The organism is Bradyrhizobium sp. S3.3.6, from assembly GCF_040546905.1.
GTDB lineage: Bacteria > Pseudomonadota > Alphaproteobacteria > Rhizobiales > Xanthobacteraceae > Bradyrhizobium > Bradyrhizobium cytisi.
The window spans coordinates 263,508-282,390 of record NZ_JBEPOT010000008.1 but is presented as its reverse complement, the minus strand read 5'-3'; the positions used below and the strand labels follow the sequence as shown (position 1 = coordinate 282,390).

Below are 18,883 nucleotides of genomic sequence, written 5' to 3'. Positions count from 1 at the left end.
AATTCCGCATCAACTCCGCGCGCATTCGCATTGGAAATGTCCGGCATCGGCGCAGTAGCGTCCTGCCGGGCAGACGGGCTGGAAGGGACATCCGATGAGACTGGGCAAATTCGGCATCGCGACAATGGCATCGATCGCGATGATAGCGTGCCTGGTCACGGCGGCTTCGGCGGAGCCGCTCCCCGTACAGCAAGGGCCCGGCAACAGCGTCATTCTCAAGCGCATCCTGGAGCGTGGTGCGATCAACATCGGCCATCGCGAGGCCTCAGTGCCGTTCTCCTACATCAGCGATGAGCAAAAGGTGGAAGGATATTCGATCGATCTCTGCATGAAGGTGGTCGATGCCGTGAGGCAGCGGCTGAACAAGCCCGATCTCAAGGTGACGTTCACGCCGATCAACGTGACCAACCGGATCCCGCTGGTGGCCAACGGAACGATCGATCTCGAATGCGGCACCACCTCGAATTTTCTGACACGCCAGGAACAGGTCGAGTTCTCGCCGATCTTCTACGTAACAGGCACGCAGTTGCTCGTGAAAGCGGCCTCCGCGACCAGGGAGATCGAAGATCTCAAGGGCAGGCGTGTTGCCGCGCTGCAGGGTTCGTCGAACGAGGCCGCGGTCCGCAAGCTCAATGACGAGAAGGCGCTCGGCGTCCAGCTGGTCTATGTGAAGGATCTTCCCGAGGGTGCGCTCCTGGTCGAGAACGACCGTGTCGACGCGTTCGTCGCGGACGGTGTGCAGATCAAGGTCTATGCCGCCACCAAGGCGAAGCCGGCGGGCTCGCTCGCTGTCGTTGGTCGCCTGCTCACCTACGACCCCTATAGCGCGATGATGCAGCGTGGCGATCAGGATTTCGCCCTGCTGGTGCGGGGCGCCTTCGCCGATGCGTTCCGGTCGGGAGAGGCCGAGAAGACCTATGCCAGATGGTTCGACCCACTGGGCCTGAAAATCGAGGGCGAGCTGCTCGCCGCCTTCCGGGTTCAGGCCCTGCCGCGCTGAATAGTCCGGGCAGGCACGCGATGCAATATCGCTGGAACTGGAGCATTCTGTTCGTTGAGCCGTATTTCGGATGGCTCCTCGCCGGCGTGACATGGACGCTTCTCGTTGCGGGCGCGGCATGGATCATCGCGCTCGCAATTGGCTGCACCGTCGGCGTGCTGAGCACGCTACCGAGCCGGACCGCGCGCCTCATCGCGACGGCCTATGTGGATTTGTTCCGCAACATCCCCCTGCTGCTCCAGCTGTTCCTCTGGTACTTCGTGCTGCCGGAGCTGTTGCCGGGATCGTTCGGACTTTGGATCAAGCGCGACCTGCCGATGCCCGAATACTGGTTCTCCGTGGCTGGGCTCGGCTGCTTCACGGCTGCGCGCGTCGCCGAGCAGGTCCGCGCCGGCATCGAATCGATTGGCGCTGGGCAGCGCATGGCGGCCGCTGCGATGGGCTTCACCGTCGCGCAGGCCTATCGCTACATCCTACTGCCCCTCGCGGCGCGCAACGTGCTGCCGCCATTGACGTCGGAAGCGCTCAACATCATTAAGAATTCGTCGCTCGCCTTGACTATCGGGGTGCTGGAGCTGACGGGCCAGAGCCGCCAGATCGAGGCGAGCACGTTCCAGGGGATCGAGGCTCTGACGGCCGCGACCGTCATCTATGTCATGCTGACGCTCTGCGTCATCGTCGCGATGCGCGCCGTCGAAAGGCGGGTCTCTATCCCCGGCACTCTGGGGCGAGGCTAACCGTGCGAAACCTCGACTGGAGCGCCGTGGTTCACGCCTTGCCATTCCTTTGGCAGGGACTGCAGACGAGCTTTGTCCTGGTGGCGCTCGCGATGGCGGCCGGCATCTTGCTCGGGACCATGATCGCGGTTGTGCGCCTGTCGGCACCACGGCCCGTTGCCGCGCTCGCTGCCGGCTATGTCAACGGGTTGCGCTCGATTCCGCTGATCATGGTGATCTTCTGGTTCTATCTGCTGGTGCCGCTGTTCATCGGGCGGCCGGTCGGACCGTTCACGTCCGCACTCATCGCATTCACCCTGTTCGAGGCCGCCTATTATTCCGAGATCATGCGCGCCGGCATCAACGGCATCTCCCGGGGACAGATGGCCGCGGCGCTGGCGATCGGCATGACCCGGATGCAGGCCTATCGCTACGTGGTCCTGCCGCAAGCCTTGCGCCGCATGGCGCCCATCCTGCTCACGCAGAGCATTGCTCTGTTTCAGGACAGCTCGCTGGTCTACGTCATCGGTCTCCATGATTTCATGACGTCGATCGGCATCGTGGCCAACCGGGAGGCGCGCTTGATCGAATTCTATCTGTTCGCGGCCCTGGTCTACTTCGCGATCTGCTTCTCGGCATCTCGCGCGGTGAAGCGGCTTCAGCACCGGATGGTCACCGCATGACGAGCGCCCATCTGAATGCCGCGGGTGCCGGTCTGATGCCCGAGAGCGTGGTTGCGGCGATCAAGTCCCACCTCGATCTCGAGGCCCGGCGCGGCGTGCACTGGGCGGCGGCCGATGCGAGACACGCCATTGAAGAGACGCGTATCCTGGCAGGCCGTCTGACGGGCGTCGCCCCGACGCATCTTGCCTTCGGCGAGCAGGCGAGCCGACTCTGGGCACTTGCCTTTGCATCGATGCCGCTCAAGCGTGGAGATCGCATCCTGATCGCGCGGAACGATTGGGGCGGCAATATCGTGAATGCCGTGCGGCGCGCGGCTGCGGCCGGAGCGGAGGTGGTCAGGCTGCCCATGACCGGACAGGGGCGGATCGACATCGAGCAGGCCGCTGCGCTGGTCGATGAGCGTACGGTCGCGATCTGCGCATCGGCGGTTGCCAGCAGTTTTGGATTGCGCCAGCCGGTCGAAGCGCTTGGCTCGATTGCGCGGCCGGACGCCTGCCTTTATTTCATCGACGGCGCGCAAGCCGTCGGTCAGTTCGAGTTGACGCTGCCTGGGGCATCTTCCGACGTCATGGTCGCGCCGGGACGGAAGTGGCTCCGAGGTGGTCGCGGGCAGGCCATGATGGCGCTGTCGGATCGGGCGCTGCGCCGTCTGGTCGAGCCGGTCATCGTCGACCAGAGCGCCGGCACCTGGTGCCCGGATGACCGCTTCCTGCCGCTGGAGGATGCGCGGCGCTTCGAGGCATGGGAGTTCTGCGCTGCCGGCCGTCTCGGCTTGCGGGCATCTTTCCAGGAGCTCGATCGTATCGGCATTGCGAACGTTCGTGCGGGCAACGACGAGAAGCTGCGCCGGTTGGGCGCGAACCTGCGTGACATCTCCGGACTCACGGTGTTCGAGGACGAAGATGCCGGCGCGGCATTCCTGACGTTCCAACATGCGTCGCTGCCCGCGAACAGGATTGTGGAGGAATTGGCCACGCGCGGCATCGCGGTCGCGTCTGTGGGTCTCGATCATGCCAGATGGGAGCTCGAGGCGCGTCGCCTCAAGAGGATCGTACGCGTGGCGCCTCACATCTACTCGTCGGACGATGATATCGGGCGGTTCACCGAAGAGCTTGGGCGTCTTGCGATCCGGGCAGATCTGGATCGCGGGCGTTCCGCTTGAGATAGAAAAATCTTCGATTGGGAGTCCTGTTGCCAACGCAGGAACGTCCGACTACGTTTGACACCCAGTCCGCCCAAACGGTCTTTGCATCGGCCGCACGTTCATGCCCAAATTCCTTCGCATCGGCCTGCATCAGTCGAACGTGTCAGGATACACCTCAAAAGCTTGGTGTGTGCGGCGGGTCGGCTCGGCAGTGTTCCTGAAATGGGGTGCCGTGGAGGTGCAGGGCGCCGGCAAGGGACGCAAGGTTTACTGGACGCGTCTGCCGCAGGAGAAAACGATCCGCTGCGGCACGGTCGAGCGCGCCCAGGACTATACCAAATCCGCGATCGCGCGACGGCGCAGCCACGACTATGAGCCGCTGACGGGCGCTATCTCGGCCCGGCGCAAATCCGCCAACGGGAGTGCCGACCTCAAGCAGGCGCTCGCCACGATCCTGATCGTCGACATCGTCGGCTCCACCGCAAAAGCCGCAAAGCTTGGCGATGCGCGCTGGACCAAGGTGATCGGCCTGTATTACGCGGCGGTCCGCAAGGAGCTCAAATCTTCGCGCGGCAAGGAAGTCGTGACGACCGGCGACGGCGTGCTCGCGACCTTCAAGGCACCGGCCGCCGGCATCAATTGCGCAACCGCGATTCGGGAGGCCGTGCGCACGCTCGGGCTTGATATCAGGGTGGGCTTGCACGCAGGCGAATACACGATCAGCGGCGGCGAGATGGTCGGCCTCGCCTTCCACATCTGCACCCGCGTCGCCGCCAAGGCGCGCGCCGGCGAAGTCCTGGTCTCACGTGCGGTGAAGGATCTGCTCGCGGCACAATCCCAGATCCGCCTCAGGGATCACGGCAGCCACCAGCTCAAGGGTGTGCCGGCGCGGTGGCGGCTGTATCGGGTTGAAGGTTAGGCAGGCGCGAGGGGAGGTGCCGGCGCGTCATTCGTTTTGTCGTGGCTGCGCCGCGCGGACACCAGAGCCTCCAGCTCGCCGCGAACGCCCTCCACGACCCCGGCCCAGTCGCCTCGCACCGGTTGCCTGAACAACCGCATCGACTGATACCACGGGCTGTCGTCGCGGTTGAGCAGCCAGCGCCAATCCGGGTTGAAGGGCAACATGGTCCAGACCGGCGCGCCGAGCGCGCCGGTGAGGTGAACCACGCTGGTGTCGACCGAGATCACCAGATCGAGACAGGAGACCAGCGCCGCCGTGTCGCTGAAATCCGTCAGCTGGTCCGTCAGGTCGAGGATGTCCTTGCGCTCGTCGAGGAAGGCGCGATCCTGGTCCCGCACACCCTTTTGCAAGGAGACGAACTGGACATCGCAATCCAGCAGAGGCGCAAGCGCGCGCAGCGATATCGACCGGTTGTGATCGTTCTTGTGACCTGGATCTCCCGACCAGACCAGAGCGACGCGGAAGCGCGTGCGCGGACCAAGCCGGTCTTCAAGCCGATCCTCCCACGCCGTCACGCGCGCCGCCGCCGGCGCTGGCAGGAAGCCTTGCGCGAACGGGATCGTGTCGAGCCGCGTCCCGAACGCCAGCGGCAGGCTTCCAAGCGGGCAGTGCAGGTCGAACGCCATCGACGTCGCAGACGATCGATCGACACAATGTGCAACGCCGGGCAGGGCGGCCAGTAGCCGCTGCACCGCAGGCTTCACCTCCAGGATGACCTTAGCGCCGAGCGCGGCCACGAAGGGCACATAGCGCGCAAACTGAATCGAGTCGCCCAGAGCCTCGTCGGCGTGAAGCAAAATGGTCTTGCCTTCGAGCGGCTGGTCACGCAGCCAAAGGGCTTGCGAGAATCCGCGATCGGCGAGGCCGAGCGACGACGCCTTCCAGCGCGCCTCGCGTCCCGCCAGGCCCCGCGCGAAATCTCCAGTCAGCATCTGCAGCAGCGCGAGATTCCAGATCGTGTCCGCGTTACCGGGCTCGAGGGCCAGCGATTGGTGAAAGGCCGCGAAAGCCTCGTCCAGCAATTGCAGGCTCCACAGCGCCCGCGCCTTTTCGTTGAGCGCTGCGGGAAAATTCGGACGAAGCGCCAGCGCGCGATCGAAGCTCGCAAAGGCCTGCTCCATCCGGCCAAATCGCGCATGAAGCGAGCCGAGGTTCTTGTGCGTCTCGGCCTCGCTGGGGTTGAGCGCAATCGACCGCTCGAAGTCGGCCTGCGCCTCCTCGAACCGGCCCAGCCGCTGCAGGCAAAGCCCGCGCGTCTGATACAGCGGTGCGACGTCAGGATTGAGCCTCGCGAATGCGTTGAAGTAGTCCAGGGCTTCGGCATACCGGCCGAGATTGAACAGCGCCTGGCCCTGTTTCGCGGCCTCCAGACCCCTGGCGACCGCGAGGTTTTGCGGCGCGACCTTATGCGATTGCTTGGCCGCGGCCCGGCGTTCTTGGCGGTTCATGAGGTGACCAGAAAAGCTGTGCTTGCGGGTCTGCCGAGCGCGATCGGAGAGTCCCGTTGCAGCAGTTTCTGGTGCGAAGCTGGTGCGAGGCTGACGCGGAGTGGACATTCCGTGCCGAGATGCTCTCTCCACCGTCATTGCGAGGAGCCCTTGCGACGAAGCAATCCAGAATCTTCCCGGGGAAGGACTCTGGATTGCTTCGCTGCGCTCGCAATGACGAAGTATGAGGAAGCGCGAGGCAGTCCGCGATATCACCGCTACCCGGTGATCGCCGATCCTGTTCTATCGGCGCTGGAGCAGCACAGCTTCCCAGAAGAACCGCGACGCTTCGGCTTGCGCGTCGTGCAGGCCGATGCCGATGTCGTGGAGAAGCTCGGGCTTTTCCCCGAGATCGGCGCGCAGCTCTGTCCTGAAACGAGAGCGCTGCCACCACGTGGCGGGCAGGTTGAGGATCGCGCGGATGCGGAGGCCGTTATCGCCTGAGGCCAACCCCGTTGCCGGCATGACCGCTGCCAGGTCGGGAACGGCGGCTTGCGCATTTGTCTGCAAAGCTTGTGATCGCATGTCAGAAATCTCCAAATCTCATTGACGGTCGCCGCGTGCAATAAGCAGCCGCCGTCGTTGCCGGCGTCAGTCAGGCGTCAAAGGAGCGTTATTTTTGCTTGGGGGGCCGTGACGCACTGGCGCGACGCAGTCGGGCATGTAGTATGGAAGCGCCGGAGGGGGAGCCAAATTGGACGGAATCAGTCTTCACGATCCCCTTTTCGCCACGTATGTCGTTGCTGCCAGCCTGATGATCTTGAAGGCCGTGGCGATGTCCTGGTTGACCGTGTTCCGGATGGTCAGAGCCCAGGGGGGCTACCGTTCGCCGGAGGACATCAGGAAGACGCCACTGAATCCTGCGCCCGATCCAGCGCAGCTTCTTCCCAACGAAGGTGTCGAGCGGATCCGCCGGATCCAGATGAACGATGTCGAGAACCTGCCGTACTTCCTGGTCGCGGGCTTTCTCTACGTCCTCACGCAGCCGTCGCTGCTTCTCGCGCAATGGCTGCTCTACGGCTACGTTGCCTCACGCCTGCTCCACTTCTTGGCCTATTTCACCGCGCAAATTCACGATATTCGCGCGACTCTGTGGACCATAGGCTCGCTCATCCTGGTCTTCATGACCGTTCGCACGCTTCTCGCAGCACTCGGCGCTTGAGGCTCAGTCGGCCACCCCGGCTGCCTGCTGGGCCGAAAGATAGCGTTCAAGCACCTCGTGTTGCTTGAAAAAGCGCATGGCACGCAGATCGCGGATCGTTGTTTTTTGTGTCGCATCGCGAATCCGAGTGACCTCGCGGGCTTCTTCCAGGCGCCCGACACCGGCCAGATTGGCCGCCAACATACGATGGCCGGTGCCGTTGCTCGGATTGTGCCGAACCGACTTCCGTGCCCAGGCGATGCCCTCCTCGTATTGCCCGAGCGCGAAATAGGATGCGGTCAATCCTGTCATCCACAAATGCAGCATCCTGTCGTCGGGACTAAGCGCGAGCGACCGATGCAGGCATGCGAGGGCGTTGGCATAGTCGCCTCCCATGCTGTCGATCATCCCGAGCACGCCCCATGCGAAGGCCGAACTGGGGTTGAGCCTTACGGCTTCGCTGGCGTGAATACGTCCCTGATCGTTGGTGCCGGCCGGCCCAAAGAGCGCGAAGCCATAGACCGCGTGAGCGAAGGCGTCCTCAGCCTCCTGCTCGACGGCGCGACGGGCCAGACCGAGCGCCTCGGCCGCGGCATCTGGAGACGTGTTGGCGCCCAGCGGCGGGGCCATGACGAGCCCCCAGGCCAGCGCCGCCAGCGTCGCCGTTCGCTCCTGATCGAGGCCCAGAGACTGCCGAAGCAGCTCGATGGCCTTGATGACACCTTCACGGGTGCCGGTCCACAAATGGTGAAGTCCACGCAGATAGAGATCATAGGCCGATAGATCGGTTGGCGGCTTGCGGCGCGCGCGTTCGATTTCGGCGCTCCGAACGACGGGAGCGACGACCGCAGCAACGCTGCTGCTGACGTCGTCTTGCAGATCGAATATATCGACAAGCGGGCGATCATAGCGATTGGACCAGACTTGGGCTTCGCTGCCGGTATGCGTGAGCTCGGCCGACACGCGAATGCGGTTGCCCGCCTTGCGTATATGGCCGCTCAGGAGGTACTGGGCACCGAGTTGTTGCGCAATCTGCCGGCTGGTCATTCCCTTGTCCCGAAAGACAAAGCTCGATCCGGCCGCAATCACCACCAGTTCGCGAAAGCGCGATAGAGCGGTGATGATGTCTGCAGTGATGCCATCGGCAAAGTATTCCTGTTCGGTGTCACCGCCCATGTTCTGGAACGGAAGCACCGCTACGGAGGGCCTGTCGTTGCCAATCATGTACTCGGCTTGTTCTGCCGCGATTTCCCCCATTGCCGGGGCCGTCTTCTGCTCCTGGACTTTGCGCAGCTCTGCAGCGAGCGAGTTGGTCGCAACATCGGGCCCGGTGCCAAGCTCTTGCTTCAGCAGGGCTACGACGGCCTGGTAGTATTTGAGTGCTTCGGCGTTGCGGCCAGCCGCCGACAACGCGCGCATGATCAGGCGGTGCGCATCCTCGCGCAGGCTGTTGAGCGCATTGGCACGCTGGCCGGCGAGGAGGGCATGGCCGGCACGCTCCTGTGTCAGTTCAGACTCGCCGAGGGCGACCAGGGCGCCAACAGCGAGCTCCGACAGCCGCTCGCGTTCGCCGGCCAGCCAATCGCGCCAGCCTTCCTCGCTGACGCCGATGTCATCAACGAGAGGCCCACGATAGAGATCTGTCGCCGCACTCAGCGCCTCGCGGCTGTCCTTCGCGACCAGCTCCTCAAATCGCCGTACGTCGCAGATGACCACTGCGGCGTTCAACGAGATGAACTCGCCATCGCTCCTGAGAGCGCCCTGACCAAGAACCTGGCGGAGCTTGAACAGCGCCTGCCGCAGATTTTGCTTCGCCTGCGCGTCGAAGTGAGATCCCCACAGCAGGGTCGAGAGTCTCTCCCGGTATTGAGGCTGAGGTGCCGTGCAAGCCAGATAGGCCAGCAATCCCGCGAGCTTCTTGTTGGGCAAGCTGACCACGCCATTCGGCCCGGTCAGCTCGAAACGCCCCAGTAGCGAGAGAGTGAAGCTTGGGCCGGGCGCAGACGCAGTTTCAGTCATTCCGCCTCAAAATTGAGCAGGCATGCTCGCAGGTATACATCCTACACGAGTTGCCAACTTTGCGAACAATATTAACGCCGTAATGACGATTGAATAACGCCCGCGACGACGCCGACGCGTTCAGATCGCGTCGCGACGGGATGCCGGTTGGCCTGATCGACGCAGAGCAATTTCATCCGGCAAGCCGACATGCGCGCGCATCACCTCATCATCATCGTCGTCAGCCTGTTCGTGGTCCTCGCCGGGTTCGACGCAGCGTTGAGTTCTTTCGCGCGCCCGACACTCAGGGCCGCTTCGGAGCCGGCACCTCCCGTCGCACCGCTCCTTTTCGGAGGCGACTGATCGCACCCCGAATGTCGGAATCGCCATCAACCAGGAGGTCGCATTGACCGATATCGTGCAGCTGGAAAACAAGCCGTACTATTTTCGCGCACCCGACGAGGAGCTGCGAATAATCAGTACGTGGAGACTTAGACTGATCGCATTCTATGGCTCGCTCCTCGCGCTGCTAATTGCCTTCGCTGCGACGAGCCAGGCGCCCCGAGAGCCCCAAGCGGATCTCGTCTCCGATGATTTCGTCACCCATTACATTTTTAACCCGCCGCTGCCGTAAACGATCCGCATCGGGCAACGGGGCCGCGCGGACCAAGGGTCCCCCCGCGGTCGCTACGCAAGCCAGCGCAACCGTAAAGAGGGAAGCCGTGAAAAACGACGTTCATGCCGGGTCTGCAATTCGGGCCGGATCTCCAATGCCGCGTGACACAAACGCAAGCCGAGGCGGCGGGACGCGCCTGATGATTCTCGTTCTTCTGGGCTTCGGCGCTGTTCACGCGATGGCCGCGATCCTCATGCAGCGAACGTCACCCGAGCGAGGTGGCGCTCCCCTGGGCATCGATTTGCGGTGCGACTGACGGGCACGCGTGGCACATCCAACTCACCGATCTAAAAAGCAAGGCGGCAACATGACGGCAATCAAGCGCGCAATTTCCCACACGGTCCTCTCGGTCACCGGCGCCGGCCTGGCCAAACACGCCCTGCTGTTCTGTGCAGCTTGCGCGTTTGTGTTCGTGCTCTCTCTGACCGACGGCCTCGATTTGAGCCCTGGATTCTTCTGACCTTGGCCGGCGTCAACCGCTGTGGTGCACACCGCACAACACGGGCCGCTATAGCTGCGCATCCGGGGCGGCATCACGCCGATGCGCATGCAAATGAGGAGGCGATATGTACGTTGGCCGGATATTGTCCACACTTGGCGGACAAGGACCGATCCTTTTGGTGATCTCGCTTTGCGCAGGCCTGTTGATCTCGCCCTTCGCGCGCTTCGGCTACGGTCTTCTGCCTTTTTCAGCATTTCTTCTGACGCTTGGTTCGTTTCTCACGGCGGGTCTTGCTCCCTCCGAAGGCAGCGTTCGTCTGCCGCTGATAGGCCTGGTGCTCGGCTGGGTCGGCCTGGTGCTGCCTTTGGCTGCTGCGATGCTGCTGTCCTTTGTCCCGCTTGATCCTGCCCTGCGGGCCGGCGTTCTGCTTTCACTGCTGGCGCCGCCGGTCGGAAGCGCGGCCGCGATTGCTGGAATGCTCGGTTTGCGACCACGTCTCGCCCTGGTCGTCTCGATTGCGCTGACCCTGGTTACGCCGATCTCGATTCCGTGCTTCGCCACGATGCTCGGACTTGGCATTGCGTTCGACATGAGCGGGCTGGCGATCCGGCTATTCAGCATTATCGGCGCTGCCGGCTTGGTGGCCTTTTTAGCCATAAGGTTCCATCGTCATCTGAGTCTCGTTCTGCCGGATCAAAGCGCCGCCACCGGAATCGCCGTGATCGGGCTCATCATCGTGGGGCTTGCCACCTCGCAGGGCATAAGGGCGCAATGGACCAGCAACGCGCTGCGTTTCGACGTGATGCTCGCCGCGGCAGTCGTCCTCAATTTCGGCCTGTGCGGACTCGCTACGGTGACGTTCGCGAGACTGGGGCTGCAAACCGCCGGAACCATAGGCCTCGTGAGCGGAAACCGTAACGTTACTCTCGTGTGGGCGGCGGCCGGCTTCGGTCTGCCATCTCTCGCGGAGGGTTATGTCGCTGCATGCGTCATCCCGGTCCTCGCGCTTCCTCTCATCGTCAAGCTCTGTCTTGGACTACCTTCCTTCAGCCGTTTCATCCCGCAAAGCGAATGAAGAGCGCAAGGGCTGCGAGTTGCAATGCCTCACTGGCGCTTGCGACCGGAGGCATTGAGTGCCGCCACCGTAATCCCGCAACTCTCTCCATCGTCATTGCGAGGAGCCCTTGCGAAGAAACAATCCAGAATCTTCCCGCAGGGAGACTCTGAATTGCTTGTCTTCGCCGCTTCGCTCGCAATGACGGAGCGTGTGGCGCCGCCTATGTTCCAACTACGCAGCAGGGGATCGGCCATACGTCACGGCGCCAGCAAATGCCGCAGCGTTCGACGCGCCATGTTGAGCGGCTTAGGGCTGCGCTCGACCTTCGCTGAGAGCACCGCGCCTTCCCAAAGCGCCAGCACCGTACGCGCAAGCTCGGTGGCGGGCACGTCGGTTCGTACGCTGCCGTCGCGCTGCCCATCCGCCAGGCACTGGGAAAGTGCATCCGTCCACTGCCGCCACAGGCGCGACAAATCCTGGCGAAAGGCGTCGAGTTGCGCGAGTTCGGCCGTGAGATTTCCGATCAGGCAGCCATCCTCGCTATAGCCGAGGGCCGCGAGGTAGCGGTCAAGCCGCTCGAGCCCGGGAAGGCTGGCGTCCCGCAACAGGGCACGCGCTTTGGCGCGGTCCTCCCAGTAACGCGCCAGCGCCGCCAGGCCGAGGGCGTCCTTGCTTTCGAAATGACTGTAGAAAGAGCCCTTCGGCACACCGGCCGACGAGACAATCTCCTGAACACCGGTTGCATGATAGCCGCGGTGATGAAACGCCGCGAGGCCCGCGTCCAGTAGTGCTTCCTTATGATTGGGTTTCGGCATGGTCAGTTCAGGGTCCAATTCTCGGCGAAGGGCCGGATGACATGATCGAACGACCATGTGGAGGGGTGTTGATGCGCGATGTGGTAAACCTCGTCGGCAATCGCATCGGGATGCGCGAAATGGTCGCCCCGCTTATCCTGCCAATCCGGCAGCGGCAACGTCTCCCTCCTCCACGGGGCATCGATCGCGGCATCGATGGTGATGTATCCAACATGCACGCGCTTCGGGCCCAAATCCTTTGCCAGCGACTGCGCGAGGATGCGCTGTGCGGCCTTCGTCGGCGCGAAGGCCGGGCGCAGCGGAATGCCCCGGAACGACGAGGTGTTTCCGGTGACCATGATGGCTCCCTCGCCGCGCTCGATCATCGCCGGCGCGAGTTTTTGTGCCAGGAAGAACAGCGACGTGGTGTTCACCTGAAAATTTCGCTCTAGATCCTCGACCGAGGCGTCGAGGATCTTGGCGAATGTTGCCGCGACGGCGTTATGGATGAGCACATGGGGTGGCCCGAGCTCGGTCTGCACGCGCTCGACAATTTCGCCGAGTCGGGTAAGGTTGGCGACGTCGCAAGGATAGCCGCGCGCACGAGGTATCTGCGTCTCGAGCTCCGCGAGCCGCTCGGCGTTGCGGGCGATCATCGCCACACGATATCCACCTTGTGCGAAGCGCCGCGAGAGCGCAGCGCCAGTTGCGCCGCCGACGCCTGCGATGAGAGCGATCCGATCAGTCATGCTTTCCTCCATGCGCCTCAAGCTGCTACCCTTGTCAGTGCGAAGGGCGGTGCGTCTCGATACTCGGCTGCAAGCTCGGCTAGGGCGGGGATTGCGGGAAGGGTCTCCAGGTCCGGATTCGTCCGGGCGAGGTATTCCACCGCTACGATGGCGGTGATCGCTGCGGCATCCAGCGGGCTCGCCCTGAGCGGTCCGCCGTCGCGCGCGGCCTCGTCGAGCGCGCGCAAGCCTCCCATAATCTGCGCTTTCCAGCGGTTGGCCTCGGTCTCAGGGACCTCGCGTCCACGGAACGACAGGCTGGTGGCCTGTTCATAGACGCCGTAACCGATTGCCGCGAGCTTGAGCGTCGCCCGGCGCGCGCTTGACGCGGCGGGGATCAGTGGCGCCGAAGGCGTCAGTTCATTGAGGTAGTCGAGGATGGCCGTGCTGTCGATCAGGACCTCGCCATCGTCGAGCACGAGCGAAGGTACCTTCGCCACGGGATTATAGCGGCTCGCGGTCTCGAACTCCCGGTAGCCGTTCACAGGTTCATGGTCGAAGGGCAGCCCGCGGGAGATCAGGGCCGCTGCGACCCGCCTCGCGTAGGGCGACAGATAGGTGCCAATCAGCTTCATGCAAACTCTCCTCGCACTTTGGAGACTAAGACGACCGGTCGTATTCACTATACGACCGGTCGTCTATAAGGTCAAGCGCGCTGGTCCAGCGCAGGGTGGACCAGTGCCCACACGATTGTCGCGGCACCTGCGGCAAGGCGCTCGCGTGGGGGGTGACAACGTCGCGCTGGCGACTGCGCAGCGGGTCTCGCTTGTGGAATTACGATTGACCCGCAAAGCGAGATCTTGGCTGGCGCAGCAGACCCGCGCAGTGATGGGGCTGCTATCGGTTACTGAGCGCGTCACGCATAGGCCGTCGATCCGTCTGGCCGGCGCGGCACCTTGCGCTCCCAATGAACGTAATCCTCTTTGCCGAGCACCTCCATGTCCATCTCGACGCCCCAACCCGGCCGGTCGGGCCGCAGCTCGAGATAGCCGTTCTTCGGCAGGTAGGGGTCCTTCACGTACCAGGCGCCCTGCGAGCGGTCCGGCGTGACGTTGGGGTCGCTGCTGCCGTCGCCGAAGGCGTAAGCTGCACCCTGCGGCAGTCGGTATTCGAGAATTCGGAAGTTCGGCTGCGCAGCGGAGAAATGCAAATTGACGGCGGTGGCGAGCGGTCCCATCGGATTGTGTGGGGCGACCGTCACGTAGTGCGCCTCGGCGAGGGTGGCGATCCGGCGCATTTCCGAAATCCCGCCAACCACGCAAATGTCGGGCTGGATGATGTCGCAGCCCTTGACCGATAACAGCCGCAGGAATTCGAAGCGGTTGTAAAGGGACTCACCCGTCGCGAGCGTGCAGGTGAGACCCCGTTTCAGGTCGCCCCAGGCCTCGATGTTCTCAGGCCGGATCGGTTCTTCGAAGAACAGCGGATCGTAGGGCGCGAGCGCATTGCCTAGCTGGATCGCCTGTCCGACCTCGAAGATCTTGGCGTGGGCGTCGAAGGCGATCTCGTAGTCGGTGCGCACCGTCTCGCGCAGCTTGCGGAAATACTCCGCGCTGGTACGTACGACCTCGCCCCAGCGTTGCGCATGCATGTCGATCCGGTAGGGGCTGAGCTTGAAGGCCGTCAGGCCCCATTCAGCGTTGAGCCTGTCGAATTCGTCGCGGGCAATCGCTGCGTCCGGCGCGGTATAGACACCGGCGTAAATGCGGACGCGGTCGCGCACGTTGCCGCCGAGCAGCCGGTAGACCGGGACATTGAGCGCCTTGGCCGAGATGTCCCAGAGGCAATGATCGATCGCGGAGATCGCCGCAAGGCCCAGCGCGCCGGGCGGAAAGCGGCATTGCTGCAACAGATACTGGATCAGATATTCGATCCGCCGCGGATCTTCGCCGCGGATGAAAGTGAACAGATACTCGAGCAGCGGTTCCAGCGCCTTGTCGGGCCCGTGATTGTAGCACTCGCCCCAGCCGGTCAGCCCGTCGTCGGTATCGATGGCAATGATCAGGCGAGGGCGGTCCTTGTCGCGTGACATAAAGGCCCGCAGGCGGTCGATCTTCACGGGTTATCTCCATCCATTTGCTTGTTGTCGCGCCCGAAAACGGACGCCGGGATTGTCTCAGGCCGCCGTGTAGCGGTGCCGCCGGTGGATGCTGCGCGCCCGCGGGTCCGGTCGTGGAATGGCTGACAGCAGCGCCTGTGTATAGGCGTGGGTCGGAGAGTTGCAGACCTGCTCGGCGGAGCCGGTTTCCACCACTCGACCGCGATACATCACCGCCACGCGATCGCACATGTAGCGGATCACGCCGATGTCGTGGCTGATGAAGACGTAGGACAGTCCGAGCTTGTCCTGCAGGCCCATCATCAAGTCGAGCATCTGCGATCGCAGCGAGACGTCGAGCGCGGACGTCGCCTCGTCGGCGACGATGATGCGCGGATTGAGGGCGATCGCGCGGGCAATGCCGATGCGCTGGCGCTGGCCGCCGGAAAAAGCGTGCGGGTAGCGCTCGCGCCAGGATGGCTCCAGACCGACCTGCTGCAGCAGATCGGCCACACGGTCGTCGAGCTCCTTGCCGGCTGCGATCCTGTTGACGAGCAGCGGCTCGCCGACAATCTGGGCCACGGTCATGCGCGGATTGAGCGATCCGACAGGATCCTGGAAGATCATGCGAATCTCGCGCCGGCAGGCCTTCAGCGTCTCCTTGTCCGCCTTGACGAGATCGAGGGTACTGCCGTCCGGCCGGCGATAATCGATTGCGCCGGCGCTGGGATCGTAGATCCGCAGCAGGCAACGTCCCATCGTAGTTTTGCCCGATCCGGACTCACCAACAATGCCCAGCGTCTCGCCCGGCTTCACGGTCAGCGAGACATCGTCGACGGCCTTAAGCGCGTTTTTTCCCGAGCCGAACTGCATGCTGAGATTGCGGACCTGCAGCACCGGCAGCGTCTCGTCGGCGATCGGGGAGCGACGCAACCGGATCTCCGCCTTCTGCTCAAGCTTCAGCACTGAGCCGATCAGCATCCGCGTATAATCGTTCTGCGGTGAATGGAAGATGGCGTCCACCGTGCCGCTCTCCATCACCTTACCGCGATGTATCACCAGCACGTCATCGGCGATCTCGGCGACGACACCCATGTCGTGGGTGATGAACATCACGGCCATGCCGTGCTGCTGCTGCAGCCGGCGGATCAGGTCGAGGATCTCCGCCTGAGTGGTGACGTCAAGCGCGGTGGTCGGCTCGTCGGCGATCAGGAGGGAAGGGTTACAGGCCAGCGCCATCGCTATCATCACGCGTTGGCGCATGCCACCGGAGAATTCGAACGTGTAGCGGTCGATGGCCCGCTCGGCATCGGGGATCTCGACCTGCTTGAGCAGCTCGATGCAGCGCGCGCGGGCCTGCTTCTTTCCCATGTCGAGATGCAGCCGCAACACCTCCATCATCTGGTCGCCGACGGTGTGGACCGGCGATAGCGACGACATCGGTTCCTGGAAGATCATCGCGATCTCGCGGCCGCGTACCGCACGGATCTCCCGTCCGCGCGGATTGAATTTGGCGAGATCCACCGACGTTCCGTCGGCTCGATGCAGCATCATCGCGCCGGACACGATGCGCCCTGGCGCGTCCACAATCTGCAGGATCGAACGGGCAGTCACGCTTTTGCCCGAGCCGCTTTCGCCGACGATGCAGAGCGTCTTGCCACGCTCGAGCGTGAGCGACACGCCATCGACGGCCTTGACGATGCCGTTTCGTACCGGGAAGTGCGTTACGAGGTCCTTCACCTCGAGAATGAGCGAAGGGGGTGTGGCCGAGCGCGCGCCAGCATGGGTTGCGAGATCGATCAGGCTCATTTGTTGTACGGATCTGCGGCGTCGCGCAGCCCGTCTCCCAGGAAATTGAGGGCGATCACGGCGATCACCACTGCGGCGCCGGGTGCAAACAGCCATGGCGCGGTTGCGATCGATCGGATGTTCTGGGCTTCGCGCAGCAGCACGCCCCAGGAAATGGTCGGTGGCTGCAGGCCGAGGCCGAGGAAGCTGAGCGACGTTTCCGCCAGGATCATAGCCGGAATCGCCAGCGAGATCGACGCGATGATGTGACTGGTGAAGCTCGGCAGCATGTGACGGAAGATCACCCGCCATTCGGATGCGCCGTCGAGCCGTGCCGCGGTGACGAACTCCTCGGTGCGCAGGCTAAGGAAGCGGCCGCGTACGACGCGCGCGAGCTGGGCCCAGGCGGTGAGGGAGAGGATCAGCGTGATCATAAAGTAGTTGAGCGTCGCTGGCCAATCGTGCGGCAGAGCCGCCGACAGCGCGAGCCAGATCGGAATGCTGGGCAGCGACAGCACGAAATCGATCAGCCGCTGAACCGCGAAATCGATCCGTCCGCCATAATAGCCGGAAAGGCCGCCGAGCACGATGCCGATGGTCAGCGACAGCAGCACGCCGGCGAGACCGACCGACAGCGAGATCTGAGCGCCCTGTATGATGCGGCTGTAGACGCAGCGGCCGAGCCGGTCGGCGCCGAGCAGGAACAGCGGCTGGCTCTTGTTGTCGGTGGCGATCAGGTGCGTCGTGGTGTCGAACAGGCCGAACAGCTTGTAGGCGTAGCCGGTGCCAAAGAACCGGATGTAGCTCTTGCGCGTCTCGTCCTCGCGATAGACCGCCTGCAGCGTCTGCGGGTCACGCTTGAGCGCATAGGGATGGATGTAGGGCCGGACCGACCAGCTGCCGTCGGCCGCGAGGTCGATGAAATGTACGCCCTGGGGCGGATGGTAGGCGGCGCGCGCGTTCTGCTGCGATGGATCGTTGACAGCGAAGAAGCCGGGCGCTGCGGCTACGATGTAGAAGAATGCCGTGACGACGAGCCCGGCCATGGCGAGACGGTGGCGCTTGAATGCCCACCACACCAGTTGCCACTGCGATGCTACCGCGAGCTGGCGGCTGTCGACGTGTGAAATGGCGATATCGGTCATGATTCTGATCCCGGCCTATTCCAGCCTGATGCGCGGGTCGACGAGGGCGAGCAGGATGTCGCTTATGAGCGAGCCAATCAGCGTCAGTGCGCAGATCAGGAGCACGAAGGCGCCGGCCAGATACATGTCCTGGCTCATCAGTGACTGCAGCAGAAGCGGTCCCGCCGTCGGCAGGCTGAGCACGATGGCCACGATGATCGAGCCGGAGACGAGGTTCGGAAGCAACCAGGAGATCGTCGAAATGAAGGGATTGAGCGCCAGCCGCAGCGGGTATTTCACCAGGAGATGGAATTCCGACAGGCCTTTTGCGCGCGCCGTGGTGACATAGGGCTTGTTGAGCTCGTCGAGCATGTTCGCGCGCATGACGCGGATCAGGCTGGCGGTGCCGGAGGCCGCGAGGATGATGACTGGAATCCAGAGATGGTGCAGCAGGTCGAGGACCTTGCCGAAGCTCCAGGGCGCGTTGACATAAGCCTCTGAGAAAAGTCCGCCGACCTCCTGGCCGAATTCGACGGCGGCGATGTACATCAGCACCAGCGCGAGCAGGAAGCTTGGGATCGCGAGCCCGAGGAAACTGAGGAAAGTGACGACGTAGTCGCCGACCGAATATTTCTTGACCGCCGAGTAGACGCCGACCGGCAGCGCGATGCCCCAGGTCGCGAGCAGGGTCGAAAACGTCAGCACCAGCGTGAGCGCCATCCGTTCCCAGATCAGGTTGCTGACCGGCTGTTGCCATTCGAAGCTGAGGCCGAAATCGCCGTGCAGCAGAATACCGCTGATCCATTTCAGATACTGGATGATCATCGGCTGATCGAGCCCGAAGCGGGCGCGAAGGTCGGCAGCGGTGTTCTGGTCGACGACCTCGTTCGACGCGGCCAGCGTCGCGATAAAGGTCGTGACGTAGTCGCCGGGCGGTAGCTGGATGAGAACGAACGCCAGGAAACTCACCACGATGAGCGAGGGCACCATCCAGAGAAGGCGCTTGGCGATGAAGCGGAGCATGGTCCTGCCTGTTCAGGGAAAT

At 63.4% G+C, this 18,883-nt stretch carries 19 protein-coding genes; 10 read left to right on the top strand and 9 right to left on the bottom strand.

Going from position 1 to position 18,883, the window contains the following annotated elements:
- Positions 1-94: 94 nt before the first annotated feature.
- The 5 genes from ABID59_RS23850 to ABID59_RS23830 all read left to right on the top strand — a co-directional run bounded on the left by ABID59_RS23850 (position 95) and on the right by ABID59_RS23830 (position 4,463).
- On the top strand, positions 95-1,000 hold the full coding sequence (locus ABID59_RS23850; protein WP_354084996.1) for an amino acid ABC transporter substrate-binding protein: 906 nt from the start codon (positions 95-97) through the stop codon (positions 998-1,000).
- A 20-nt stretch (positions 1,001-1,020) separates the two neighbouring features.
- Positions 1,021-1,737: an amino acid ABC transporter permease gene (locus ABID59_RS23845; RefSeq protein ID WP_354034735.1), complete on the top strand. Its 717-nt coding sequence runs from the start codon at positions 1,021-1,023 to the stop codon at positions 1,735-1,737.
- A gap of 2 nt (positions 1,738-1,739) precedes the next feature.
- Positions 1,740-2,399 (top strand): amino acid ABC transporter permease, encoded by a 660-nt coding sequence (locus ABID59_RS23840; RefSeq protein WP_354084995.1) that lies wholly within the window; start codon positions 1,740-1,742, stop codon positions 2,397-2,399.
- Positions 2,396-3,562, top strand: a complete 1,167-nt coding sequence (locus ABID59_RS23835) for an aminotransferase class V-fold PLP-dependent enzyme (RefSeq protein ID WP_354084994.1) — start codon at positions 2,396-2,398, stop codon at positions 3,560-3,562. The genes ABID59_RS23840 and ABID59_RS23835 overlap by 4 nt, the downstream gene beginning before the upstream one ends.
- Positions 3,563-3,665: 103 nt before the next feature.
- Positions 3,666-4,463, top strand: coding sequence for an adenylate/guanylate cyclase domain-containing protein (locus ABID59_RS23830; RefSeq protein WP_354034731.1), 798 nt, complete (start codon positions 3,666-3,668; stop codon positions 4,461-4,463).
- Here the strand turns inward: ABID59_RS23830 and ABID59_RS23825 are convergent.
- A complete protein-coding gene (locus tag ABID59_RS23825; protein WP_354084993.1) occupies positions 4,460-5,953 on the bottom strand; it encodes a tetratricopeptide repeat protein in 1,494 nt (497 codons plus the stop codon). The genes ABID59_RS23830 and ABID59_RS23825 overlap by 4 nt on opposite strands.
- 213 nt (positions 5,954-6,166) lie before the next feature.
- On the opposite strand from ABID59_RS23825, the gene ABID59_RS23820 reads away from it, so the two are divergent.
- Entirely contained in the window at positions 6,167-6,436 is a 270-nt protein-coding gene (locus tag ABID59_RS23820) for a hypothetical protein (protein ID WP_354084992.1), read from the top strand.
- A gap of 250 nt (positions 6,437-6,686) precedes the next feature.
- Positions 6,687-7,154, top strand: a complete 468-nt coding sequence (locus tag ABID59_RS23815; RefSeq protein ID WP_354084991.1) for an MAPEG family protein — start codon at positions 6,687-6,689, stop codon at positions 7,152-7,154.
- Positions 7,155-7,157: 3 nt separating this feature from the next.
- Here the strand turns inward: ABID59_RS23815 and ABID59_RS23810 are convergent, their stop codons facing one another.
- Positions 7,158-9,152, bottom strand: coding sequence for a BTAD domain-containing putative transcriptional regulator (locus ABID59_RS23810; protein WP_354084990.1), 1,995 nt, complete (start codon positions 9,150-9,152; stop codon positions 7,158-7,160).
- A gap of 385 nt (positions 9,153-9,537) precedes the next feature.
- Here ABID59_RS23810 and ABID59_RS23805 point away from each other — a divergent pair, with 385 nt between their 5' ends.
- The 3 genes from ABID59_RS23805 to ABID59_RS23795 all read left to right on the top strand — a co-directional run bounded on the left by ABID59_RS23805 (position 9,538) and on the right by ABID59_RS23795 (position 11,324).
- A complete protein-coding gene (locus tag ABID59_RS23805) occupies positions 9,538-9,765 on the top strand; it encodes a hypothetical protein (protein ID WP_354084989.1) in 228 nt (75 codons plus the stop codon).
- A 349-nt stretch (positions 9,766-10,114) separates the two neighbouring features.
- The gene (locus ABID59_RS23800) at positions 10,115-10,267 is read left to right on the top strand and encodes a hypothetical protein (RefSeq protein ID WP_354084988.1); all 153 of its coding nucleotides are present in this window, start codon (positions 10,115-10,117) and stop codon (positions 10,265-10,267) included.
- A gap of 106 nt (positions 10,268-10,373) precedes the next feature.
- Entirely contained in the window at positions 10,374-11,324 is a 951-nt protein-coding gene (locus tag ABID59_RS23795) for a hypothetical protein (protein ID WP_148753358.1), read from the top strand.
- Between the two features lie 239 nt (positions 11,325-11,563).
- On the opposite strand, the gene ABID59_RS23790 is transcribed toward ABID59_RS23795, so the two are convergent.
- The 7 genes from ABID59_RS23790 to ABID59_RS23760 all read right to left on the bottom strand — a co-directional run bounded on the left by ABID59_RS23790 (position 11,564) and on the right by ABID59_RS23760 (position 18,861).
- Positions 11,564-12,139: a TetR/AcrR family transcriptional regulator gene (locus tag ABID59_RS23790; protein ID WP_354084987.1), complete on the bottom strand. Its 576-nt coding sequence runs from the start codon at positions 12,137-12,139 to the stop codon at positions 11,564-11,566.
- Positions 12,124-12,849: an SDR family NAD(P)-dependent oxidoreductase gene (locus tag ABID59_RS23785; protein ID WP_354084986.1), complete on the bottom strand. Its 726-nt coding sequence runs from the start codon at positions 12,847-12,849 to the stop codon at positions 12,124-12,126. Before ABID59_RS23785 ends, ABID59_RS23790 begins: the two co-directional genes overlap by 16 nt.
- A 17-nt stretch (positions 12,850-12,866) precedes the next feature.
- Entirely contained in the window at positions 12,867-13,463 is a 597-nt protein-coding gene (locus ABID59_RS23780; RefSeq protein ID WP_354084985.1) for a glutathione S-transferase N-terminal domain-containing protein, read from the bottom strand.
- Between the two features lie 281 nt (positions 13,464-13,744).
- Positions 13,745-14,947: a mandelate racemase/muconate lactonizing enzyme family protein gene (locus ABID59_RS23775; protein WP_354034721.1), complete on the bottom strand. Its 1,203-nt coding sequence runs from the start codon at positions 14,945-14,947 to the stop codon at positions 13,745-13,747.
- Between the two features lie 57 nt (positions 14,948-15,004).
- Positions 15,005-16,735: an ABC transporter ATP-binding protein gene (locus ABID59_RS23770; protein WP_354084984.1), complete on the bottom strand. Its 1,731-nt coding sequence runs from the start codon at positions 16,733-16,735 to the stop codon at positions 15,005-15,007.
- Positions 16,732-17,859: an ABC transporter permease gene (locus ABID59_RS23765; RefSeq protein ID WP_354034719.1), complete on the bottom strand. Its 1,128-nt coding sequence runs from the start codon at positions 17,857-17,859 to the stop codon at positions 16,732-16,734. Before ABID59_RS23765 ends, ABID59_RS23770 begins: the two co-directional genes overlap by 4 nt.
- A 15-nt stretch (positions 17,860-17,874) precedes the next feature.
- A complete protein-coding gene (locus tag ABID59_RS23760; protein ID WP_354034718.1) occupies positions 17,875-18,861 on the bottom strand; it encodes an ABC transporter permease in 987 nt (328 codons plus the stop codon).
- Positions 18,862-18,883 lie beyond the last annotated feature (22 nt).